Source organism: Granulicella aggregans (assembly GCF_025685565.1).
Taxonomy (GTDB): domain Bacteria; phylum Acidobacteriota; class Terriglobia; order Terriglobales; family Acidobacteriaceae; genus Edaphobacter; species Edaphobacter aggregans_B.
Genome location: NZ_JAGSYE010000002.1, coordinates 102,864 through 124,264 on the forward strand (window position 1 = coordinate 102,864; position 21,401 = coordinate 124,264).

Below are 21,401 nucleotides of genomic sequence, written 5' to 3' on the forward strand. Positions count from 1 at the left end.
CCCATACCCGGCAAAACGAAAGGGCCGCGCCGAAGCGCGACCCTCTTATAGACATCTGCTGAATGCGGCTTAGCGATTGCCGCCACCCTGAGGTGCGCCTCCGCCGGAGTTTCCACCACCGCCGCCCTGACCCGGACGACGTCCGCCACGGCGGCGACGTCCACCACCTCCGGGACGACGCTGACCGTCTCCCTGCGGACGGCCTGGCGCGGTGCCTGCGGGTACCGGAACGCCATCGGCGCGGTTGAAGTTGGGCTCGTCGGAGCCCTCTTCGCCCTCACCGTCGCCTTCAAACTCCTCGCCATCTTCCTCGTCCTCGTCGAAGTCCGCAGCCTCACCGACCGTGGCCCCAGGTGCAGGAGCATCAAGTCCAATCTGGTTGCCCTCAGGCAGGCCGAGCTTGGCGCGCTGCTCACGTAGCACAGCCTTGCGGGAGAGCTTGATGCGGTTGCCTTCGATCGAGAGGACCTTGACCAGAATCTGGTCACCTTCGCGAAGCTCGTCCTTCACGTCCTTGACGCGGTGTTCTGCGATCTCGGAGACGTGCAGCAGACCATCGGTGCCGGGGAAGATCTCGACGAATGCGCCAAACTCGGCGATACGTACAACCTTGCCCAGGTAAGTCTTGCCGATCTCAGGAACAGCGGTGATGTCGGAGATCATCTGGATAGCGCGCGCCAGACCGTCAGCGTCGCTTGAGGCAACGTTGACGCGGCCCGAGTCGTCGACATCGATCTTCACGCCTGTCGCATCGACGATGCCACGGATGACCTTGCCGCCGGGTCCGATGAGATCGCGGATCTTATCGGTAGGAATCTGTATGGTGTGGATGCGCGGGGCGAAAGCAGACTTCTCTTCCTTCGCGGTCGAGATCACGGCGTCCATCGTGTCGAGCAGGAACATCCGTCCCTTGTTCGCCTGGGCGAGTGCTTCACGCATGATCTGCGGCGTGATGCCCATGATCTTGATGTCCATCTGCAGCGCTGTAATGCCCTTGCGCGTTCCAGCCACCTTGAAGTCCATGTCCCCGTAGTGGTCTTCAGCGCCTGCAATGTCTGAGAGGACGGCGTAGTTATCGCCTTCCTTGACGAGTCCCATGGCGACGCCAGCGACCGCTCCCTTGATGCCGATACCTGCCTGCATCAGCGCCAGCGACGCTCCGCAGACAGTTGCCATCGAGGACGATCCGTTCGACTCGAGGATGTCCGAGACGACGCGAAGCGTGTACGGCGACTCACTCTCATCCGGAAGCACAGCCTCAATCGCGCGGTATGCGAGCGCTCCGTGGCCGATCTCACGACGACCCACTCCGCTCATGCGGCCCACTTCGCCGACTGAGAAAGGCGGGAAGTTGTAGTGCAGCATGAAGCGACGCTTCTGCTCGCCCTCGTAAGTCTCGATACGCTGTGCGTCATCGGTGGTGCCGAGTGTCGCAGAGACCAGCGCCTGGGTCTCACCACGCGTGAACAGAGCCGATCCGTGAACACGAGGAAGAACGCCAACCTCGATGTCGATGTGGCGGATCTGGTCGAAGGCGCGGTGGTCCGGGCGGATGCGGTCGTTCAGAACCTGCTTGCGGAAGATGTCTTCGCGGAGGAGTTCGTAGTACTTGCTCAGCTTCTTCGGGGCAGCGGCATCGTCCGCTGGCAGTTCCTTCTTCAGTTCGCTCTTGATCTCTGCAACCAGAGCGTAGCTCTCGAACTTGGGGTGCTTCTGCGTGTCGAGCGCGTCCTTCAGACGGTCGCCAACCTTCGCATAAAGTCCGTTCAGATACTCGTGATCGATCTCGACCGGGGTTACGGTGCGCTTCGTCTTGCCAGCGCGGCTCACCAGGTCTTCAATCGCCGCGCAGATCTTCTTGATCTCTTCGTGAGCGAACTCGATCGCGCCCACGACCTCTTCTTCAGAACATTCCTTAGCGCCCGATTCCACCATCACGATGCCGTCCTTGGTGCCGACAACCATGATGTTCAGGATGCTGGTCTTGCGCTCCGTGTAGGTAGGATTAACGAGGAAGTTGCCATCGATCAGGCCGACGCGCACAGCGCCGACGGGACCATGGAAAGGAATGTCCGATAGAGCAAGCGCGCAGCTTGCGCCGTTGATGCCGAGAACGTCTGGATCGTTATCCTTGTCGGCCGAGTAGACGAAAGCTACAACCTGGGTCTCGTTGCGGAAAGCCTCCGGGAAGAGAGGGCGGATCGGACGGTCGATCTGACGGCTGGTCAGGATCTCCTTCTCGCTCGGGCGTCCTTCGCGCTTGATGAAGCCACCAGGGATGCGTCCGCCGGCATACGTGAACTCGCGATACTCAACGGTCAGCGGGAAGAAGTCGATGCCTTCCTTGGGGTCGGGCGAAGCCACAGCCGTTGCAAGAATTACGTTGTCGCCGCTCGATGTGAGGGCTGCGCCGGAGGCCTGCTTGGCCATCCGTCCGGTTTCAAACTTGATCTGCTTGCCGCCGGCAAGCTCTACTACGACGTCCTGTTTCATCGTTGTCTTCCTCTTCTGTTTTATCGTTTTGGGAACTTGTGGCGCGCTCCGCCAGTTGTCGCAACGGCGCTGAAAGCGCGACAGGCGCAGCCCCGACGCGACGCTTCACGCGTCTTCGGCTGGCTGCGCCTGTTTTGATTCGATCCTGTCAAGAGGGCCGTTATGCCTGAGCCAATGCCCGAGTTTGTCATCATGGTTAGCTGCACCCGCAGACGAATCGTGAAAGATTCTGTGCGATCTCCGCAGCCGTTACTGGGCAAGCCAGGCAATTATCCATGAATCAACTGTCTCTCTGGACTGTCTCTGGGAGGGGTAGAGGCTACTTGCGGATTCCGAGCTTTCCGATGACGTCGCGGTAGCGGTCTGCGTCCACCTTCTTCAGGTAGTCCAGAAGACGGCGGCGCTTGCTCACGAGCATGAGAAGTCCGCGACGCGAGCCATGGTCCTTCTTGTGCGTCTTGAAGTGTTCCGTCAACTCGCCGATTCGTTCACTCAGAATGGCAATCTGAACCTCTGGGCTCCCGGTGTCGGAGTCGTGCGTACGAAACTTCTCGATAATGTCTGTCTTTTTTACGGATGCCAACACAGCTGTTGTTACTCCTGATCTTCTCTTATGTCCACTCTTCGTAGTGTCTCTAAGAGGATAGCATCGGTTGCCGCAGGGGGCAACGCGAGCAGAATCAAGGAGGATTCGTCTGGTTCCGGCATAGGGAGTAATGTTCTCTAGAACTCGCGGCTGTCGAAGATCAGCATTCCGGAACCCGGCGCCATGATCGTCTGCGCGTCTGCCGCCGCCGCCTGGCCCTCGGGGCTCGAAAGCCCCGCCTGAAGAGATGCCATGTCGTCAAAGTGAAGGATTGCAACAAGATGCACAAGTGAAGGGCCGGCTGGCGTGACGACCGGCCCTTCACTGGTCTCGAACTTCTTCAGGCCCGGAAGCTTCAGTGCAAGCGGGATATGGACTTCCTTGTAATGCCGGTCGAAGGCTTCCACATCACTCGGAGTGCCGTACGTTACGACGACCTTTGCCATAATTCCTCCGCTGCCGACTGCCGTCCTATACGATGTGCTTCTTCAAAAATTCCAGAGACCGTTCGCGTGCAAGCTTCGCCGCCTCAGAGTTGTAGGACGAACGCTGATCGCAGTTGAAACCGTGTTCCGCTCCATCGTAAACGTAGATTGTGACATGAGGATGAGCAGATCTTACCGCCTCAATCTGCTCCGGACCGATATGCGTGTCCGCTCCGCCGAAGTGCAGCAGTACCGGGCAGCTTGGTTCTTCCGTAGCCACATTCCCCACCCCGCCAGCGTAATATCCGACGGTGCACTTGGGTTCCATCTCGACGCTTGGGCCGCGGGTAGCCGAAAGCCAGCTCATCAGGCCGCCGTAGCAGTAGCCGATGACACCAACTCCTTTGCCCGATTCCTCCGCCTTGGCGAACGCAGCCGCAACATCCAGCAGAGCTGTCTTCACATCCAGCTTGCCATAGAGCTCATAGGCCCGCTTCATGTCTTCGCCGTCGTACTTTAGTTCAACGCCCTTTTCGGTACGGTCGAACAGCGCCGGAGCGATGGCGAGAAAGCCGTCCTTCGCATACCCATCCGCGATACTGCGAATATGGCTGTTGACGCCAAAGATCTCCTGGATGACGACCAGTGCTCCGATCGGCTCGCCCTCCGGACTTGCCACATATGCATCCAGTTGGTGCCCATCCTGGGCCTTCAATTCGATCGTCTGTCCCATATTTCTCCTAGTGCGTTTATTAGTAGCTTTCTGTTTTGAAGTGATGCAAGGTCGCGCCGCCGGGTTTCAAACTCTCAGTCAATACCCTTGCCATCGGCGTATCCCTTGATCTCGCCCGTCCATGCGAGGAATCGCAAAAACTGCCGCTTATCGTTCCAGAAGAGATCCCAGAAGTCGCGTGGCTGAATCTCGCCCGCAGGCTTGCCTGTGTAGGTCTCAAGACGCCAGCGCAGATACTCGCTTCGCCAGGGCTTCAATCGATGCCCGCGCGTCGCGTTCCACAAAAAACTGACCGCCTCCAGCAATCCCGGCCTCCTGTTCTTCGAACAATTTCAAGAACAAGAGTACCGGATCGCCGAAGGCGGTCGCCCTCACGGAATCCGAATTACTTGATGTAGTCGAAGAGGCTGCCCTTGGCCAGCGACGCGATCACGCTGCTCAGTGCCGAACTCTGCGTCTCGGCGGTGCTCAACTGGGTCGCAACCTGCGCCGCGTCCGCGGAGATCAGGTTTGTCTCCGAGGCCGTAAACTGCGCGGCTGTAGTCTGCGCGTAGGTGCTGCTGGTCTGTATCTGGGCCAGCGACGTGCCGATAATGCTCCGCTGGCTGTCGACCGTGTTGAGCGCGCTCGTCAAGAGCGACGCGTCCGACCCGATCTGCGAACTTGAAGCGTTTGAGGTGAAGTCTGCGATCACGATATTCAGCGCTGTGAAGACTCCGGACCCCGGAGCTGTGAAGAGGCTCGAGCCGGCAAGATTGGTCTGGATCTTCTGCCCGTTGGGCGTGGTCGTGTACTGCAGCGCGCTATCGCCGGCATAGGTCACGGTCGCCGGCGTGGATGTCGTGTTCAGCGTGAACGGCTTTAGCTGACCCTGGCTTCCGGAGAAGATGTACTGTCCCTGGTACGACGCGTTCGCCAGCCCAAGGATCTGATCGCGAATCGCGACAATCTGCTGGCCGATGATGGACTTGTTGGCTGCACTCAAGGTACCGTCGCCGCCGGACACAGCCAGCGAGATTGCGTTCGTCAGCGCCGTCACCACCTCTCCCAGTGTCGAGTCGGTGACCTGCAGCTTGCTCGTTGTGGTCGTGGCCACCTGCACGTAGGAGTCGGCCGCGCTGATCGCCGCCGCCAGGACCGTGCTTTGACCGACCGCAACCGCATCTGTGGATAGCTTCGAGACGCGAAGACCGCTGGCAAGCTCCCCGCTCAGATCGGCCTCATTGCTGGTGATGTTGTCCAGTGCCGTGGACAGGCCCTGGATGTAAAACGGATCAACGCGCATGGTCTGCTCCTGATGGTTATCGTCTGCGAATACTTCTCTACTGAACCGTTGTCTCGACTCCGAGGTTCAACGCGCTCGCAAACAGCGTGTCGATGATGGAGAAGAGCTGCGAGGCCGCCTGATACGACCTCTGATACTGCGATAGATCGGCTGCCTCATCATCGAGCGATACCCCGGAGAGCGCGTCTCTTTGCGTCGTCAGTTGTGTAAGCGTCGCCTGCTGTAAGGTGCTGTCGTTGTTGGCCGTGGTCGCTGCCTCACCGATCGTTGCCAGCGTCGAAGCAAGATAGCTCGAAGCCGTCTGTCCTCCAGCAATCAGAGCCGTACCGAGCGCCGCGAGCGCCGAGGCGTTCGTGTTTCCCGAACTGCCTTCACCCGCCGCAGCCGTTGCCACCAGACTCCCATTGGTCGTCGCAGCTGCGATCGTAGCGGCAGACCCAGGAGCGGTTGTACCAATGGTGAAGAGCGCCGCGCCCGGATTGCCGTTTGCATCCACTCCAGCCTCGTTCTGCGTGTTCACAGCCGTGGCAATGGAATAAGCCAGCGTGTCAAGCTGTCCCAGCAGCGGAGGGATACTCGTCGTGAGAGCCTGCAAAGTCCCACCCAGCGATCCTCCCGTAAGTCCCGACGTGACATTGGTGTTGTTAGGGCCGGCCAGCACCGTCACCGTTCCTCCCAGAATCGAGGCGCTCAAGGGATAGCTGTTCGGCCCCGAGACCAACACGCCACCATTCGATGTGGTGATATCGATTTCGTTGTTCGAGGTCGCGATCTGGTCCAGCCCGATGTACTGCGACAGCTGGGCGATCGCCTCCTGGCGCTGGTCTTCAAGTACGCCCGCATCGGCGTTCGGACTCTGCGTCGCAATCTTCGCATTCAGGGATGCAATCGTTGACAGCAGGGTATTCGCCTGGCCAACGATGTTCAACGCACTTCCCTCCAGAGAGGATGTGATCTGCGAGATCTGAGAGGACTCGGCGTTGAAGGTCGATGAAAGCGTGGAGGCTGTGCTCAGAACCTGTTGCCTCGTCGGTCCATCCGAAGGATTCGCGGCAAGCGCCGTCAGCGAGGAGAAGAACGCGTTCACCGCCGTGCCCAGTTGGGTCACGCTGGAGCTCGTCGTCGTCGACGTAACCCCAAAGATGCTCTCCACGTCACTGAGCGCCGATTGGATCGTCGCGCTCTGCGACTGGATCTGCGTCTGCTGCTGCACCCGCTGCTCCAGCACCCGGTCACGCACCGAGGTCGTCGCCGCGATCTGCACGCCGTCCCCTATGTTTAGCCCGTTGAGCAGATAGGTGTCCTGCGCCACGAAGTTCGGCACCTCGCGGGTATAGCCGGGAGTGTTCTGGTTGGCCACGTTGTTGGCCGTTACGTTCACGGCAGATTGCTCGGCTGCAAGCGCCTCCCGCGAGATGTTGAGGACGGAGATTAGAGTGCCCATTCGTTGCCTGCCTTCCGCTCACGCAGCCGCCGCAACAGCGCAAGGTTCTGCTCCGTCGACATCAGCACGCCAGCCAGTATCCTCTGATTGTTTTCGATCGCTTCCGCTGGTTCACTCTCGAGCAGGAGATCGCCGTCAAGCGCGGCCTGCATGCGGTCGGCGAGTCTATCGAGAGCTGCATGGTCAAAGTTGGCAAGGGCATCCGCCACAGCCCTCGAAGCATCGCTCAAACGCACTGACTCAACCATGATTCCCTCATGTCGTCGTTGCTGCTATCGATTTTCCCGATGGAAGACTTGTCCCACACGTCGTTCACGTCGAAAGCCACGCCGATCACTTCAAAAGCGAGCTGATCAACTTGTCCGCCACATCCGATGAGGACACCTGGTAAGTCCCTGCGGCGATCGCTGCCTGCAAGGGCTGAATCTTGTCCAGCCGGACATCCGACCCGCTCAGCGCCCGCGTCAACAACTCGCTGGTCGAACTGATGACAGTCTGGTCCGTCACCGGGTTTGTCTTCGCACCCCCGGGAGCGAGCGATGCGCTCGACTTGATCTGTTCTTCCTTGCCCGCCTGCACCGTCGCCGACGCGGGCGTTACCGGGTTCGACAGGCCCTGCAAGTTTCCAATTCCGTTCGAGATGCTCATAAGACTTCCTCCGTCCAATCACTTCATCGGCTAGTCCCTCTGACACTTTAGTACTTGATGACTATTTCCTGCGCTGCCCGTCTGCAATCCCAATCTGGCGCATGACCTGCTTCGCAATCCCCAGACCGCCATGCTTTGCAATCGCCGCCGCGACCGCCTCGGTGCCATAGCTGCTCATCGTATCGAGCGACGTGTCCCGGTCCGGATCGCCGGTGCCGAACCCTCCGCCACTCTCGTCCTCAGCGCCATCCTTACCTGCCTGCATCGGCTTCAGCAGCTCCTGCAGCATCATTCCTTCGAACTGTTGGGCCGCATCGGCCAGCTTGGCCTGCCGAGCCCGATCCGTCGGACTCAGTGCGCTCAAGCTCGCTGCAGCGTTTGCACTCTGCACTCTCGCAATGTTCATAGCACCTCGATCTCCGCCTCAAGAGCGCCCGCCGACTTCATCGCTTGAAGGATGGAGATCACATCGCGCGCCGTCGCTCCAATGCTCTGGAGGCTGCGTACAAGATCATCCACCGTCGATCCCTTCTTCAACTCGATTCGGTTGACTGGCTTATCCTTCACCTGGATCTGGGTCTGCTGCACGACCTGGGTCGTTCCCGTATTCGAGAAAGGGCTCGGCTGCGAGACCTGAAACTCACTGACGACGTTGATCGCCAGTCCCCCATGCAGGATCGATACAGGCTGAAGCACGACCGTTCCTCCGATAACGACGGTACCCGTTCGCTCATTCACGACCACCTTGGCCGTTGGATAGAACGGGACTTCGACAGCCTCCACCCGAGCGAGCAGAGAAGGGATATCTTCCCCAGGAGTGACCTCAAGGTCGATCTCGCGGCTGTCTACCGAACGTGCTGCCTCACGCCCCAGGTCCTTGTTAATGTAGGTCGCCATGGCCCCCGCGCTGCGAAAGTCCGCCTCATTCAACAGCAGGGTAAAGTTGTGCCGCCCGGCGAGTTCGAATGCCAGGCCACGCTCCACAATGGCTCCGGCAGGAATGCGCGCAGTCGTCGGGTGGTTGTAGGACTTCACATTGCCGTTGACGCTGAGCGCATATCCGCCCACCACCAGCGGCCCCTCACCTTCGGCATAGATCTTCCCATCGGGACCATAGAGCGGCGTCAACAAGAGAAGCCCACCCTCGAGGCTTTGCGCGTCGCCGGCAGATGCGACAGTTACATCGAGCTTTGTCCCGGGCCGCGAGAACGGAGGCAGCGTCGCCGAGATAAATACGGCGGCTAGGTTCTGTACCTTGATCGAGGACGCCGGCACACTCACTCCCATGCGCAGCAGCGTCGCTGCCAATGTCTGCAGCGGAAACGCTGTCTGCTGGCTGTCACCCGTGTTGTGCAGCCCCACCACGATCCCGTATCCAACCAGTTGATTGTCGCGAATGCCCTCGATGGACGCTATGTCCTTCACCCGCGCCAGGTGCGGTATGTCGGCTGGAGTAGCCGGGGCGACTGGCTCCACGGCCCAGCCCGCCGGGCCGCAAGCCAGCAGCCAGAACGCCCAGCTCAGGCGTAGAAGCGTCCGCCTCGTAAACCTGAGGCTGACCGTGAGAGCCCGCTTCCCCATCCTTGCCAGAGGGGACAGAGTCGCTCGCGAGCCTTGTAGATCGGATTGATGGATTCGCAGTCCTGACTGACTCATTGCATCCTCGGTCTCTAAACACAACTGCTTGGACAACATCGAAACGCGCTCGATCAGAAGACCAGAATCTGCTGCAGCAACCGCACCAGCGGATTCTGCCGCCTTGTATAGTCGTTCACGATTCCTCTGCCTTTGACTTCCAGTTCCAGGCTCGAGATCGCCGTCGACTTGACCTGGTTCTCCTGCGAGATGTCCTCCGGCCGAACCAGGCCGCGAAGGATAATCGTCTGCGTCTGCTGCGAGAACTCCACCTGCCGCGCGGCTTCGATCACCAACATTCCGTTGGGCAGCACCTCGATCACCTGGCCGCCGAAGGTAGTTGTCAAACTGGAGTTGGTCGCGCTTGCACCCGATGCGTTCAGAGAGTTTGATGAGGTCTGACTCAGCAGGTTCTGCAATGCGTTGCCGGCATGAAGAGCTCCGATCAGGCTCGATACAGAGGAGTTTGCCGCCGACGCCCGCTGGTTCTTCACCGTGCCGTCGGTCTCGGCAGCAAGATTCTCGGCCACCACGACCTGGATCAGGTCGTTGGGTCGCATCGCCCGTACATCCGTATTCAGTCGCGTCAGTCTTCCTGACTCGCTCCAGATCGCCCCTGCCGCAGGCTGCGCGCTCGATGTCTCCCGGCGCAGCCGCTCGACATAGGCGTTCAGGGAGTTTACGGCGATATTCGGACTCGCGGGGACGATCTTTTTCAGGAGCGTCCGCTTTACCGGCGGAGGCGCAGGCGCGACAATCGGAGTTATTGCAGGTATCTCAGAGTAGCCAGGATCGCTCTTCGGATCAGGCAGGCTCCGTGCCGCCACTGGATAGGGTGGCGGAGGATCTGTAGCCGTAGCCGCGGCGGGCGCTGTGGCAGGTGCCCCCGCCGGCGGCGCAGCCTGTGTTGCAGCGGTCGCGGCGAGCGCTGAGGCTGAAGGCCTGCTCAGAGGCCGTGGCGCAATCCTTTGCGATGTTGCTGGCCGAACGGGAGTGGGTGCTACAGTCCTCGGCGCTGTTCCAGAAACCGGAGCGGCCGCTTGTTCTGCTGCCTGTCCCGTCGCCACAGCTGAACCTGGAGTGGCGGGGGCAACAGCCGGCGGCGGCACAGTCTGCGAGAGTGCTACCGCTGCCATCAGCCACCAGGCCACAAAGCAGGCCCGAACGATCCACCCACTGCTGCCTTCATCCGAGAGTATCTTCACTGCGTCATCTCCACATCTCCAGGCCCATGTACGACACCGACCACGCGCCAACCCGTATCGCCGTCCACCCCAGAGCTCGGAATTCTGAGCTTTACCTCTTCGCCCGCTGCCGCGCTTCCCTCCGCGATCGCACTCATCTCAATCCGGACATTCCTCTCGGTCTTCCAGAGCCTCACCCGGTCGCCGTAGTGAACCAGCGCAAGGTATGGCTTGGGAGGAGCTACCGTTTCAACAGGCCTTGCCACGACCGTGGTTCCACCGACCACCTCCACCGGCCCTACTGTGTCCATGCGCTCCGACCACAACGGATACTCGGGATGTTCCACATCTTCGAGCACCGCCCAGTTCTGCTTCAGCACCGCGTCCCACCGGACCTCTCGTAGCCGCATGCCGCGCAACTGCGCACGCGCCATAATCGCGGCGAGTGGAGCAGGCTTCGCGTGGGAGGGAACCAGTCCCGCCCCACCCAACTCTCCTGCAAGGCCCGGCGCGCAACAACAGAAGAGCGCGGTACAGCAGGCGAATTGGATGACATATTTCATTTCGTTACCGGATCAACCCGTTGATCTGCGAGTACATGTCATCAGCCGTGCGAATCACCTTCGAGTTGCTCTCGTAGGCCCGCTGCGCCAGAATCATCTGCACAAACTCCGTCACTACATCCACGTTCGAGTTCTCGAGATATGCCTGCTGCAGCGTCCCCATGCCTGTGTTCCCGCCCGGGTTATCGGTGATGGCGTTGCCCGACGAGGTCGAAGGCTGGAAGAGGTTGCTGCCCAACGAATTCAAGCCCCCGGGATTGGGAAAAGTCGCCAGCTGAATCTGTCCCAACTGGCTCGATGTCGTCTGGCCGGGCAGCGTCGCCGTCACCACGCCATAGGGAGAGATCGTCACCGACGTCGCATTCGACGGGATCGTGAGCGAAGGAATCAGAGGATTTCCATTGGGGTCGACGACATTGCCAACGTTCGTCAGCGTGAAGTTTCCGGCGCGGGTATAGGCGAGCGTTCCATTCGGCAACTGCACCTGAAAGAACCCTGTGCCCGAGATCGCCAGGTCATACTGATTACCAGTCTGGTTGAACTCGCCCTGGGTCATAATCACCTCGCTGGTGATCGCCCTTGTCCCCAGTCCAATCTGCAGGCCTGCCGATGTCGTCTGTTGGCTCGAAGCCGACCCCGGTGCCACCAGGTTCTGATAGACCATGTCCTGAAACTGCAGCCGGCGCTGGCGGAACCCTGCAGTGGCGGAGTTCGCCAGATTGTTCGCCACCGTATCCAGGTTCAACTGCTGGGCGTCCATGCCGCTCGCCGCGGTGTACATAGCTCGAATCATTGCTTCTCCCCTTATTCCCGTCTTTCTATTCCCTTGGCCCTACTCTCTGTTCCCTGCCCTTCAGACCTTGCCCAGCTCCTCAGCCGCGGGCTTATCGAACTCCGTGTAGAAGACGCTCAGAGCCCGCTGCATCATCTCGGTCTGCCGCTGCACCAGCACCAGCTGCATCGACCCCTGAATGGCGTTCTGGTTTGATCCCTCAACCGCACCCTGCCGAATCGTTGCGCTCCCAACGACTGGAACGGTGCCCGCCGGCGCTTTGAGCCGATTGGTCCCCTCGGCCTTCAAAATCTTTTTGTCAGGAAAGGTGAAGATGCCGATCTGGCCGACGATGGTATTGCCCTCCGGCGTCGTGACCGATACAGTCCCATTCGAAGAGACCGCTACAGTCCCCGTTGGAATCTGTATGGGCTGGCCGAGCGGATCATTGACCGGCTCGCCCTCAGCATCCTGCAGCACACCGGTCGCAGAACGTGAGAAGCTGCCATCACGCGTGTAGAGCACGCCACGCGGTGTCTGAAGAGCGAAGAACCCATCGCCTTCAAGCCCCAGGTCCAGGGAGTTTCCCGTCTCCGTCAATTGCCCTTGGCTGAAGTCAAGCGCATTGCCGCCAAGCACACCAAAGTCGTTGACCGATGAGCCAACCTGCGAATCACCCTCGAGCCCGCCGAGGTTGTCCACGAGCACCCCGCGGAACAGACCCTTCTCTGCCCGAAACCCCCCGGTTCCCAAATTGGCCAGATTGTTGGCCGCCGTATCGAGCGCCTGGGTGCGCGAGAGTAACGCCGTATATGCCGCATAGAGCCCGCTGTCCATGCCAGGTGATGATGCAAGCGCGTGGCCGAATTCTCTGCCGAACCCGTTAGAGCGGACTAAGCAGAGGGTCACTATTCCGCGATTCAGCCTAACCGCTCCTGCATCTTGACTTGGCCCAACGGGAGGGATCGGCATCCAGGATGCGAGTCGTTACTGATGTAATCGAACCGCGTGACCGTCGGTTGCGAATCGCCGCATCTGTGACCTTTATCTGAAGCCCGGCAAGCTAAGGTTGCGTCAACTCACCACATCGAAAAACTGGGCCCTCGAACCTCCATCTATCTCAGCGGAGACGATTATGTCCAATGTCAGTTCAATCACCCGTCTGCGTTTTCGCCAGATTCGATTTCTTGCGAAGACACTTGAACACCTCTCCTGCCATCACCAATCCCGCAAAATCCTTGCAGCTCTTGGAAGCAATTCTTTGCTCGATCAATCCCTGTCGGGTTTCCGGCGGACGTTTCCATCCTTTGAAGAAGCACGTCGTCAAGCGAGCAAGTATGGAGTTCCCTCGCATGAACACCCAGGCAACATCAGCATTCACACCTACCGCACCGAAGAGGTTCGTCCCAGCGACTACCCAATCCTGTTCCACATGCAGCGGCTCATGGGAGAGGTCAACTCCGTGCTCGATATCGGCGGCAGCATTGGCAATCTCTTCTACTGCTATTCAAAGTATCTTTCCTATCCCCCGGGGATGACCTGGACGGTCTTTGAGGTGCCCGCGACAGTAGCCGCCGGCACTCGCGTGGCACACCAGCGAAACGAACACCGCCTTCGCTTCGTCGAGCGAATCCAGGACTGCGATGCCGTAGATGCTGTGATCATCTCGGGGGCGCTGCATTACTTCGAACAACTTCCGCCGGCCCTGATGGAGGGCCTCCGCCGTCAACCGCGCCATATCTTCATCAACCGTACACCTGTGATCAACGGGCCTTCGGTATTCACCATCCAGGACCACGAACAGTATTTCGCCATCTCTCCAGCCCGGGTCCTCTCTCGCGACGCGCTCTTGCAGGCGATGGGCGAGGCCGGGTACGAACTGGTCGACGAATGGAAGGCTAACGAACTCAAGCTACATATCCCCCTTCATCCGGAGGCGTCCGTCTCCGCCTACTCTGGCTTCTACTTCCGGATGAAGCAATCCGGCACCGCCCGGCACCCCCGACCGAATCGGCAGATTCTGAAGCGCGCCCTGAGCACCCGTCGCGCGTCGCGCAGAATGGCGGGAGTAGCCGCACACTCTGGTTAAAACAGCTCGGGCGGCCGTAAAGGCCGCCCGGCACTTCAATCGGAATAGCTGTCTACTTCACAACGGACTGGAACAACGGCGATCCAAGCAGGCTGGAGAACTGGCTGTCCGTCGAAGAGTACGAGACCGTCAGCGTTCCGGAGTTGGAATCGATCGTCGTCTCGTCGAGTGCCTGCTTCTCCAGCGGCGATCCCTGCGTCTTGCGCAGCAGCGATACGCCCTTCATCAGGGTCGCGGCGGTCGCTCCGGTCAACGTGTCAGACATCACCACAGCCATGTCGAACTTCACGCCGTTTGAGAAGTCCATCGTGTACCGAGAGCTCTTCATCCGGTCGCGGACCGTGTCGTAGTCCGTCAACTGGGCAGCATCGCCCAGCACGCTGCGCATCATGGTCTGCGTGCCCTTCGCGTCCAGAAGGCTCCAGACCGCCTTCGAATCGACGGCACCCATCTCGTTGACCATGTCGCTGTCTGCGAGGAAGTTCTGCTGCAGGCCATCGCGCGCATCAAGGGCCGCATCGATGGACTTCTTGTCGCCGAAGATCATCGTCGTCTGGTTCAGAAACACCACATCAAAACCAGCCGAACCCATGGGATACACGGTGTTATTCCGTACCACGCGGGTCTTCACTTTGTCCTTCGCAAACTTGGCCAGGATTGAGCGGGTCTGAAACTGTCCCTGCGCAATTCCCAGGATGCGGGCCGAATCCGCATTTGGTCCGGTGCGGAACGCTGCGAAGCAGAGAATATCGGCGTCCTGGTCGACCTTCAGCCCGGAAGACTTGAGCGCCGTCTCCAGCCGCTTCAGCTCCGGTGGAAGGACGCGATCTTTCAGGTTCATGGCTGCGGGAGAGTTCTGCATCGCCCGATAGTCAACCACGATCAACTGCTGCACATCCTTGGGAATGGCGGACTTTGCATCATTGCTCAACTGCGCGGCCCGGGCGACAACGGGTGACATCACCAGAACAGCTGTAACTGCGGCTACGGCCAGACCCTTGGCAACATCGGGAATCAAACTCTTCAACTTGGAATTCACGGGTAAATCTCCTGATCTCGTTCGCAACGGGGCGACAACCTGATTGTCTCTATCTGATACGTCGAATGCAAGCTGTTGGATCATGGCGAGCGACCTGAAGCCGGTCGGAATCGTTGCCATTCGATTCCCTCAATCCTCAACTAGCTAGACCGCAGGCCACTCCAACGGTCGATGCAGCTTTCTTTCCAATACTTTCTGTTCTGCATCGAACCCTACGGTTTGACGCACCCAATCGGAATCCGGCTCAAACGCAGCTTCGGGAATCAGCCCGATCAGCTCCCCATCCGAGACTTCAACCCCGTGCCGCCGCGCAATCGCGCTCACTGCGGCATGGACCTGGCCCATCGGCGTCAACTGGTAGTCGGTGATGTTCATGCTGATCTGAGCTCGACCGTCAGCCATCACCCCGATGGCCTTCACCCCCGGCAGGCCACCGTTCGATACTCTGAGGTCGCGGATATCCCGCGCAATCGCCCTCGCCGAAGCAATTTCGGTTTGCTGGGGCAGAATGGGCGCGCTGCCCCCATTAATTTTGCCTGGTTGCCGGATGTAGACGTTATAAGCAATCAGGAAGTTACGGGCTCCCACGGCGCTTGCTCCGGCTTTGGAGTGCAGTTCGGGACCGCCGACGTCCGGACGGCGCATCGCATCGCGGAGCGCCGCCTCACGCAGCCCTTCGAACTGCCCACGCCGGACATCTTCTAACTGCACCCGGTCGGGACGGGTCGCAGCGGCACCGTAAAAATAGACAGGGACACCGTATCTCCGCCATATCTGCAGCCCCGCCTGACGGGCAAGCATGGCGCACTCCGCCACCGAGATTCCACTCACCGGCACAAACGGCACAACGTCGGCTGCACCGATTCGCGGATGCACTCCGCTCTGCTGGGTGAGATCGATCAACTGCGCGGCTCTGCCCACAGCGCGTACCGCGGCTTCCACCACGGCTTCCGGGCTTCCCGCAATCGTCACCACGGAACGGTTATGTGCCGCGTCGCGCGACCAGTCCAGCAGACGCACGCCGTCGACCCTCATTGAGGCAACGATGGCGCGGACCTTGTCCTCGTCCATTCCTTCGGAAAAGTTTGGAACACACTCGATGATCGATTCGGCGTTCATTCGCGCAGTACCATTTCAGACTCAACTACTTCCAGAACGTATACCCAATGTTGAACTGCACGCTGGCATTTACGCCGGGGTTCTTGTCCCCAAGGGATGCGCTTGAAATATGAACTGCGTTCGCACCGAAGTCAATCGATCGCGTCGGCGACAGGAAATAATGAAGCCCTACTCCGCCCTGGGGAGTGAAGTTCCACACACTGGCGTCGGTGTTCGGCCCGTCGTTGGTCAGGTTGAGCGTTGGCGATCCAAACGCAGGGTACTTGTGGTCAGTCCACAAGAGACCGCCCGCAGCCTGCGCCCAGGGAACGAGTCGGCCATGACCGGTAAAGTTCCAGCGCAGAATGATCGGTGTAAGGGTAACGCCGGTGAACGTCCCACCCACCGTGTAGTAAGGCGAACAGGTAATCCCACCGAGCAGCGGACCTGCCACGCATTTTGCCCGTTCAAACTTTGGCGTATACGACTGCCAATAGGGAAATAGCTCCATCGCATACTCGAAGTTCCCCCGGAGAAGGCCCGTTTTGTCATGGCTGTACAGAACCTTGCCCGCATGGACTCCGGCCATGATGAACTTGAAGCCGTCCCGGTTTTCTGTAAGACCCAGCCCCCCCTGCACGATCGCGCCATATTCAATGGGCATTCCCCGCATCTCGAAGCGGTTCTTCGCCGCGGCCACGCTATTCCCGCCGCCACCTGCCCCGGCTGTAAGCCCGCTGACCGCTTCACCAGAGCCTGCATCATTGGTGGAGTACTGCAACTCCTGGGCGAAGATCGCCGGCCAGGACACTCCAAGGAGGAAACCTAACGCAAGCATACTCAAAACGGTCGATCTCACAGCAAGCTTCATGTGTTCTCCACTTTCAGGTTTGGCTCGTCTCTAAGCATAATCGCGTGCAGTAAAAAGCCGCCGAGACCCGGCGGCTTTTCAGGAAATCTCCGCCCTGCTCAACCCGCTGCGACAGCCTGGCTCTCCATATCGAAGTTCGAGTAGACGTTCTGCGCGTCATCCAGGTCCTCGAGCGTCTCCAGCAGTCGCATCATCTGATTCGCCGGCGCGCCCTCAAGCTTCGTGTAGGTCGATGAAATCATCGTGACCTCGGCATGTTCCGGCGTAATCTTCGCGGCCTTTAGAGCGTTCGTCACGTTCTCGAACTCCTTCGGATCGCAAAGAATCTCCCAGTTGTCGCCTTCGTCTGAGAGATCGTCAGCACCCGCGTCGAGCACGATCTCCGTCAACTTGTCTTCAGAGACGGCATCCTTGGCAACGACAATGACGCCCTTCTTCGTGAACATCCACGAGACCGAGTTCGATTCGCCCAGGTTTCCGCCATTTTTCGAGAAGGCATGACGAATCTCGCTCACCGCGCGGTTCTTGTTGTCCGTCAGCACGTCGACGATGACTGCCACTCCGCCGGGCCCATAGCCCTCGTAGGTGATCTCTTCGTAGTTGACGCCCTCAAGTTCGCCAGTACCGCGCTGAATCGCCCGCTTGATGTTGTCCGCAGGCATGTTCTCAGCCTTGGCCGCGGCGATCGCCCCGCGTAGTCGCGGATTGCCGTCAGGATCTCCGCCGCCGGTCTTCGCCGCGATGGTGACTTCCTTGATCAGACGGGTAAAAATCTTGCCGCGCTTGGCGTCGAGCGCGCCCTTCTTATGCTTGATTGTCGCCCATTTTGAATGGCCTGACATAGTTCAACCTCTTCTGCTGAAACTTCGGAAATTCGCACCGGCCGCTGCTCTCCGCAACCCGCGTTCGACTTTCGATAGTAGCATTTGCACCTTCCCCGAGTCACGGAGCAAGCGTTCTTAAACGGTCTCCCCCCCCATCAGCTCGGCCACCGTCTCCCGCCGCCTCACCAACCGTGCCTGTCGACCCTCCACCAGCACCTCCGCCGGCCTCACTCGCGAGTTATAGTTCGATGCCAGCGACATCCCGTAAGCCCCTGCATCCTCGACCAGGACAAGCTCACCCGGCTTCACCGCGGGCATCGCGCGGTCATGCGCGAAGAAGTCGCCCGACTCGCACACCGGCCCCACCACATCGACTTTCCCTGCGTCTTTGCCCTGCTTCACCGGCAGAATCTCGTGGTGGGCTCGGTAAAGCGACGGCCGGATCAGGTCGTTCATCCCCGCGTCCGTAATGACGAAGGTCTTCGCCCCATTTTTCTTTACATACAGCACCTGTGTCAGCAGGCCTCCCGCCTGGCCAACGAGGAACCTCCCCGGCTCCAACAGGAGATGAAGATCAAGGCCCTCAATCACGCCGCCTAAAGCAGCCGCATAACGGGCGACCTCCGCCGCCGGATCAAAGTCCGCCTGCGAGTAGTCGATCCCAAGCCCTCCGCCGGCATCAATGTAGCGGATGTTATGCCCATCCGCCCGCAGCTCCGCAATCAACGACGTGACCCGGTCCATCGCCGCCGCGAAAGGCTCGACCGAACGTATCTGCGAGCCAATGTGGACGCTCACACCCGCCGCGTCGAGAGACCTATTCTTCGCGGCCTTCTTGTAGATCGCCCTCGCCAGGCCAATCGCGATTCCAAACTTATGCTCGCTCAGCCCGGTCGAGATATACGGATGAGTCTCCGCAAAGACATCCGGGTTCACGCGCAAGGCAAACCTCGCTCGCTTGCCCATCGCGGCGGCGCGCGCCGCCAATAGATGAAGCTCCGCCTCCGACTCCACATTGAAGATCAGAATTCCGGCCTTCAGCGCCGCATCAATCTCCCAGACCTGCTTGCCCACTCCGGAGAAGACAACCTTCTTCAGCGCTGGCTTCCAAGCCTTTCGGACTCGCTCCAACTCACCGCCAGAGACGATATCGAATCCCGCTCCCCGCTCTCCGAGCAGCTTCAGGATTGCGAGTGAGCTGTTCGCTTTTACCGAATAGCAGACAGTGTGCGTGTGCTCCTGAAAGGCAGCCTCGAAGAGCTCATAGCGGTAGCCAATCTGTTCGGCTGAGTAGACGTAAAGAGGAGTTCCAAACTGGTCCGCAAGCTTTCGGAGGTCGGCACCGTCGCAGAATAGCGCCTTCTTGTTATAGCGAAACGGACGGGCTTCGGGAGCGTGCACTTTCTTCTTCAATTGATTCAAACCGCCGAATTATCTCTTGAACTGTTTGCGGGAGCAGCCGCCGCCGGATAGGCTGCAGATTGGCTCGCGTTAGGTGGAAGGGCGTAGGCCCCCTCGGGGATGATGACCCATGCGGCCAGGTAGCAGAGGCCGCCAAATCCGCTGGTCACAAGAGCGAAGACCACGGTGATGATTCTCACCAGGCTGAGATCCCAACCGTATTGCAGCGCGAAGGCGGAACAAACTCCCGCGATCATGCGCGGATATCGAGGGCGCACAAGTTGCCGCGCAGGAGGCACGGGCTGAGCATAGTTGGCGTTCCCCGTTTGGGCACCTATCTGGGCTCCGCAGTTTGTGCAGAACCGCACTCCCGCCTCTGCTGTTCTTCCGCAACTAGGACAAAACATACGTCACCTCGGAATTCCTAATTCTGCCATACCTCGGGCAGCTTAGAAAGATACGCAGAGAGGCGAAGCGTCGTTCCATTCGGCCAAATCACTTGCCGGTGTATGGCTCCTTGAGGTACTTCCTTGCCATGTCCGCCTGGGATTGATCGCCACCACCGGCCGCGGCCATCGCATAAAGCTGCTTCGCGCGGTCCCGCTTGTGCAGCAGGTCAAACATCTCCCCGGCGTTCAACTGCGCCCGCTTCCTCAGCCAGTCGCTGCACTTCGGCTGCTGGGCGGCGTTCACATAGTCGTTCGCTGCATCGAAGATATCGTTCTGTCCACGCTCCGTGTCCGCCAGCCCAAACCAGACCATCTGTAGTCGCGCATCGGTAAAGTACCCGGGCTTCTGGGCATCGCCAAGGACCTGCTTGTAGATCGCGATGGCCCCCGGCCCGTTCCCCGCGTCCTTGGTCAGGTTTGCCTCTTCCAGCCGGAAGAGATAATCGTGCGGAAACTCCTCCGCGAGCCCGTGCTGCACCACGATCGCCTCCGGATACCGCGCGTCATGCCGCAGGAAGAGCGAGAGCACCGTCCGCGAGCTCACATTCGTGACGTAGCCATGCGCCGCTGCGTCACGAAGCATGTCCAGACCCTTCTCTTTGTTCCCACCCACGCCGACGATACCCACCATCACGCGAATCAGTCGGGGCAGGCTTGCCACGGCGAACTGCTGGATGCCGACGGCCATCTTCGCATCGGCATACTGCGGGTCGATCTTGAGGGCCTGTTCGCTGTCGCTCCTGGCCGCGTAACCCTGTCGCGCTGCGCTGGCAAAGCTGTGATCGACCAACGTGATGAACGCCGCATGCAATCCCTTTGCATACCCTCGAGCAAAGTAAGCGTCCTTGTCGCGTGAGTTGTCCCTGATGCGTTGGTCGCATATGCGTTCAACGCTATTGGTCAGGTCGTCGATCCGCTGTCGCGTCGCCGCGGGCACATCGACATTGCGCTTGGAACTCAGGAAGCTGTCGTGAGCGTAATACGTGGTGTCGAGAAGGTCCTGGTGGTAAAGCTCGCGAAAGATCACCACCGTCAGCACATAGTCCATCGCCATGGGATTCTGCGGATGGGCCTTCAACACGGTCTCAAAACGCTGCAGCGAACCCTCATAGTCCAGGTTGTAAAAGTGCTGAAATCCGTCCCGGACCATCGGGTCCAGGTTCAGCGGATCGGTGTGCAGATCCTCTGCAACCGTGCTCCGAGCCGTCATCACCAGCAGAAGGAATACGAAGATCCACCCAGAAGTCTTTCCCAACCCATGCCCCATAATCTTTATATTCTTCATAGTCCGAATGACGTACTCTAAGCTCCCGTGGCCGCACGGACCTCGCTAATGACTATACCGTTCTATGGAGCGCGGCACGTTCCGTACGATCATCCCGCATCAGGAGGCTGACCTCCGCATGACGAAGATCGAACTGATCCGGCTGCTCGTCGGCCAGGCGCGGGCCAATGGCTTCGAGTTCCGCAAGTGGTACACCAGCAAGCTGGGGCGACCATGGGTCGATGCAGAAACATCCATTGCTGAACTGGCGGCGGAGCGACGGTACTATGTGCTGCTCTTCTCTCATGAGTTTGCTTCGAACTTCTGGAAGGCGGGCGAGACCATTACCTTCCAGGTTCCCAAGCAGACCTTTCAGAGAAAGATGCCCGACGGCAGCATCGGCACGGTGAAGCGGAAGGCTTACGTCCGCCGCTCCGCGCGGGAGGATGTCTGGCGATATCACTTGCAGGAGCTCGCTATCGCGGAAGAACCACTCCGATATATGCGGCGCTATCTCCGTGTAGAAGAAGACCTCGACAGCGAACCAGACAGTGAGCCTATCTCGTAAATTTGTATTGTCGCCGGGGCGGACAGGATT

General features: G+C 59.6%; 24 protein-coding genes. 2 read left to right on the forward strand and 22 right to left on the reverse strand.

Going from position 1 to position 21,401, the window contains the following annotated elements; genetic code table 11:
* Window positions 1–69 precede the first annotated feature (69 nt).
* The 15 genes from pnp to OHL18_RS10010 form a co-directional block, all read right to left on the reverse strand.
* Window positions 70–2,493 (reverse strand): polyribonucleotide nucleotidyltransferase, encoded by a 2,424-nt coding sequence (gene pnp / locus OHL18_RS09940; RefSeq protein WP_263374707.1) that lies wholly within the window; start codon window positions 2,491–2,493, stop codon window positions 70–72.
* Between the two features lie 319 nt (window positions 2,494–2,812).
* On the reverse strand, window positions 2,813–3,079 hold the full coding sequence (gene rpsO / locus OHL18_RS09945) for a 30S ribosomal protein S15 (protein WP_263374708.1): 267 nt from the start codon (window positions 3,077–3,079) through the stop codon (window positions 2,813–2,815).
* Window positions 3,080–3,216: 137 nt separating this feature from the next.
* The gene (locus OHL18_RS09950; RefSeq protein ID WP_263374709.1) at window positions 3,217–3,525 is read right to left on the reverse strand and encodes an EthD family reductase; all 309 of its coding nucleotides are present in this window, start codon (window positions 3,523–3,525) and stop codon (window positions 3,217–3,219) included.
* Window positions 3,526–3,550: 25 nt separating this feature from the next.
* Window positions 3,551–4,237 (reverse strand): dienelactone hydrolase family protein, encoded by a 687-nt coding sequence (locus tag OHL18_RS09955; protein ID WP_263374710.1) that lies wholly within the window; start codon window positions 4,235–4,237, stop codon window positions 3,551–3,553.
* A 74-nt stretch (window positions 4,238–4,311) separates the two neighbouring features.
* A complete protein-coding gene (locus OHL18_RS09960) occupies window positions 4,312–4,542 on the reverse strand; it encodes a hypothetical protein (RefSeq protein WP_263374711.1) in 231 nt (76 codons plus the stop codon).
* Between the two features lie 80 nt (window positions 4,543–4,622).
* Window positions 4,623–5,522 carry a flagellin N-terminal helical domain-containing protein gene (locus tag OHL18_RS09965; protein WP_263374712.1) on the reverse strand — a complete coding sequence of 300 codons (900 nt, stop codon included), beginning with the start codon at window positions 5,520–5,522 and terminating at the stop codon, window positions 4,623–4,625.
* A 37-nt stretch (window positions 5,523–5,559) separates the two neighbouring features.
* Window positions 5,560–6,966 carry a flagellar hook-associated protein FlgK gene (gene flgK, locus OHL18_RS09970; protein WP_263374713.1) on the reverse strand — a complete coding sequence of 469 codons (1,407 nt, stop codon included), beginning with the start codon at window positions 6,964–6,966 and terminating at the stop codon, window positions 5,560–5,562.
* Window positions 6,954–7,214 (reverse strand): hypothetical protein, encoded by a 261-nt coding sequence (locus tag OHL18_RS09975; RefSeq protein WP_263374714.1) that lies wholly within the window; start codon window positions 7,212–7,214, stop codon window positions 6,954–6,956. The genes flgK and OHL18_RS09975 overlap by 13 nt, the downstream gene beginning before the upstream one ends.
* 85 nt (window positions 7,215–7,299) lie before the next feature.
* Window positions 7,300–7,614, reverse strand: coding sequence for a flagellar biosynthesis anti-sigma factor FlgM (flgM, locus tag OHL18_RS09980; protein WP_263374715.1), 315 nt, complete (start codon window positions 7,612–7,614; stop codon window positions 7,300–7,302).
* 61 nt (window positions 7,615–7,675) lie between these two features.
* Window positions 7,676–8,020 (reverse strand): hypothetical protein, encoded by a 345-nt coding sequence (locus OHL18_RS09985; RefSeq protein ID WP_263374716.1) that lies wholly within the window; start codon window positions 8,018–8,020, stop codon window positions 7,676–7,678.
* The gene (locus OHL18_RS09990) at window positions 8,017–9,270 is read right to left on the reverse strand and encodes a flagellar basal body P-ring protein FlgI (RefSeq protein WP_263374717.1); all 1,254 of its coding nucleotides are present in this window, start codon (window positions 9,268–9,270) and stop codon (window positions 8,017–8,019) included. Before OHL18_RS09990 ends, OHL18_RS09985 begins: the two co-directional genes overlap by 4 nt.
* Window positions 9,271–9,323: 53 nt before the next feature.
* A complete protein-coding gene (locus OHL18_RS09995; RefSeq protein WP_263374718.1) occupies window positions 9,324–10,454 on the reverse strand; it encodes a flagellar basal body L-ring protein FlgH in 1,131 nt (376 codons plus the stop codon).
* Window positions 10,451–10,996 carry a flagella basal body P-ring formation protein FlgA gene (locus OHL18_RS10000; protein WP_263374719.1) on the reverse strand — a complete coding sequence of 182 codons (546 nt, stop codon included), beginning with the start codon at window positions 10,994–10,996 and terminating at the stop codon, window positions 10,451–10,453. The genes OHL18_RS09995 and OHL18_RS10000 overlap by 4 nt, the downstream gene beginning before the upstream one ends.
* Window positions 10,997–11,000: 4 nt before the next feature.
* Window positions 11,001–11,789: a flagellar basal-body rod protein FlgG gene (gene flgG, locus OHL18_RS10005; RefSeq protein ID WP_184216993.1), complete on the reverse strand. Its 789-nt coding sequence runs from the start codon at window positions 11,787–11,789 to the stop codon at window positions 11,001–11,003.
* Between the two features lie 60 nt (window positions 11,790–11,849).
* On the reverse strand, window positions 11,850–12,605 hold the full coding sequence (locus OHL18_RS10010) for a flagellar hook-basal body protein (protein WP_263374720.1): 756 nt from the start codon (window positions 12,603–12,605) through the stop codon (window positions 11,850–11,852).
* A 424-nt stretch (window positions 12,606–13,029) separates the two neighbouring features.
* On the opposite strand from OHL18_RS10010, the gene OHL18_RS10015 reads away from it, so the two are divergent.
* The gene (locus OHL18_RS10015; protein ID WP_263374721.1) at window positions 13,030–13,857 is read left to right on the forward strand and encodes a methyltransferase, TIGR04325 family; all 828 of its coding nucleotides are present in this window, start codon (window positions 13,030–13,032) and stop codon (window positions 13,855–13,857) included.
* Between the two features lie 52 nt (window positions 13,858–13,909).
* Here OHL18_RS10015 and OHL18_RS10020 read toward each other — a convergent pair whose 3' ends face one another.
* The 7 genes from OHL18_RS10020 to OHL18_RS10055 form a co-directional block, all read right to left on the reverse strand.
* Entirely contained in the window at window positions 13,910–14,818 is a 909-nt protein-coding gene (locus tag OHL18_RS10020; RefSeq protein WP_263375732.1) for a hypothetical protein, read from the reverse strand.
* 222 nt (window positions 14,819–15,040) lie between these two features.
* Window positions 15,041–15,967: a glutamate formimidoyltransferase gene (ftcD, locus tag OHL18_RS10025; protein ID WP_396274288.1), complete on the reverse strand. Its 927-nt coding sequence runs from the start codon at window positions 15,965–15,967 to the stop codon at window positions 15,041–15,043.
* Between the two features lie 73 nt (window positions 15,968–16,040).
* Entirely contained in the window at window positions 16,041–16,865 is an 825-nt protein-coding gene (locus tag OHL18_RS10030) for an acyloxyacyl hydrolase (RefSeq protein ID WP_263374723.1), read from the reverse strand.
* 98 nt (window positions 16,866–16,963) lie between these two features.
* On the reverse strand, window positions 16,964–17,707 hold the full coding sequence (locus OHL18_RS10035; RefSeq protein WP_263374724.1) for a YebC/PmpR family DNA-binding transcriptional regulator: 744 nt from the start codon (window positions 17,705–17,707) through the stop codon (window positions 16,964–16,966).
* A 117-nt stretch (window positions 17,708–17,824) separates the two neighbouring features.
* Window positions 17,825–19,102 carry a diaminopimelate decarboxylase gene (gene lysA / locus OHL18_RS10040; protein WP_263374725.1) on the reverse strand — a complete coding sequence of 426 codons (1,278 nt, stop codon included), beginning with the start codon at window positions 19,100–19,102 and terminating at the stop codon, window positions 17,825–17,827.
* A 5-nt stretch (window positions 19,103–19,107) separates the two neighbouring features.
* The gene (locus OHL18_RS10045) at window positions 19,108–19,497 is read right to left on the reverse strand and encodes a PspC domain-containing protein (protein WP_396274291.1); all 390 of its coding nucleotides are present in this window, start codon (window positions 19,495–19,497) and stop codon (window positions 19,108–19,110) included.
* Between the two features lie 88 nt (window positions 19,498–19,585).
* Window positions 19,586–20,824: a tetratricopeptide repeat protein gene (locus tag OHL18_RS10055; RefSeq protein WP_263374726.1), complete on the reverse strand. Its 1,239-nt coding sequence runs from the start codon at window positions 20,822–20,824 to the stop codon at window positions 19,586–19,588.
* Window positions 20,825–20,942: 118 nt separating this feature from the next.
* Between OHL18_RS10055 and OHL18_RS10060 the strand changes: the two genes are divergently transcribed.
* Complete coding sequence (locus OHL18_RS10060) at window positions 20,943–21,371, forward strand: hypothetical protein (protein ID WP_263374727.1); 429 nt, start codon at window positions 20,943–20,945, stop codon at window positions 21,369–21,371.
* Window positions 21,372–21,401: the final 30 nt, after the last annotated feature.

Coding starts and splice junctions, on each gene's coding strand:
- OHL18_RS10030 (WP_263374723.1), bottom strand. CDS start 16,865: ATGAAGCTTGCTGTGAGATCGACCGTTTTGAGTATGCTTGCGTTAGGT.
- OHL18_RS09975 (WP_263374714.1), bottom strand. CDS start 7,214: ATGGTTGAGTCAGTGCGTTTGAGCGATGCTTCGAGGGCTGTGGCGGAT.
- OHL18_RS10010 (WP_263374720.1), bottom strand. CDS start 12,605: ATGGACAGCGGGCTCTATGCGGCATATACGGCGTTACTCTCGCGCACC.
- OHL18_RS10045 (WP_396274291.1), bottom strand. CDS start 19,497: ATGTTTTGTCCTAGTTGCGGAAGAACAGCAGAGGCGGGAGTGCGGTTC.
- OHL18_RS09990 (WP_263374717.1), bottom strand. CDS start 9,270: ATGAGTCAGTCAGGACTGCGAATCCATCAATCCGATCTACAAGGCTCG.
- ftcD (WP_396274288.1), bottom strand. CDS start 15,967: ATGGACGAGGACAAGGTCCGCGCCATCGTTGCCTCAATGAGGGTCGAC.
- OHL18_RS10020 (WP_263375732.1), bottom strand. CDS start 14,818: ATGTCACCCGTTGTCGCCCGGGCCGCGCAGTTGAGCAATGATGCAAAG.
- OHL18_RS10000 (WP_263374719.1), bottom strand. CDS start 10,996: ATGAAATATGTCATCCAATTCGCCTGCTGTACCGCGCTCTTCTGTTGT.
- OHL18_RS09950 (WP_263374709.1), bottom strand. CDS start 3,525: ATGGCAAAGGTCGTCGTAACGTACGGCACTCCGAGTGATGTGGAAGCC.
- OHL18_RS10035 (WP_263374724.1), bottom strand. CDS start 17,707: ATGTCAGGCCATTCAAAATGGGCGACAATCAAGCATAAGAAGGGCGCG.
- OHL18_RS10060 (WP_263374727.1), top strand. CDS start 20,943: ATGACGAAGATCGAACTGATCCGGCTGCTCGTCGGCCAGGCGCGGGCC.
- OHL18_RS09985 (WP_263374716.1), bottom strand. CDS start 8,020: ATGAACATTGCGAGAGTGCAGAGTGCAAACGCTGCAGCGAGCTTGAGC.
- OHL18_RS09955 (WP_263374710.1), bottom strand. CDS start 4,237: ATGGGACAGACGATCGAATTGAAGGCCCAGGATGGGCACCAACTGGAT.
- flgM (WP_263374715.1), bottom strand. CDS start 7,614: ATGAGCATCTCGAACGGAATTGGAAACTTGCAGGGCCTGTCGAACCCG.
- pnp (WP_263374707.1), bottom strand. CDS start 2,493: ATGAAACAGGACGTCGTAGTAGAGCTTGCCGGCGGCAAGCAGATCAAG.
- OHL18_RS09965 (WP_263374712.1), bottom strand. CDS start 5,522: ATGCGCGTTGATCCGTTTTACATCCAGGGCCTGTCCACGGCACTGGAC.
- flgK (WP_263374713.1), bottom strand. CDS start 6,966: ATGGGCACTCTAATCTCCGTCCTCAACATCTCGCGGGAGGCGCTTGCA.
- flgG (WP_184216993.1), bottom strand. CDS start 11,789: ATGATTCGAGCTATGTACACCGCGGCGAGCGGCATGGACGCCCAGCAG.
- OHL18_RS10055 (WP_263374726.1), bottom strand. CDS start 20,824: ATGAAGAATATAAAGATTATGGGGCATGGGTTGGGAAAGACTTCTGGG.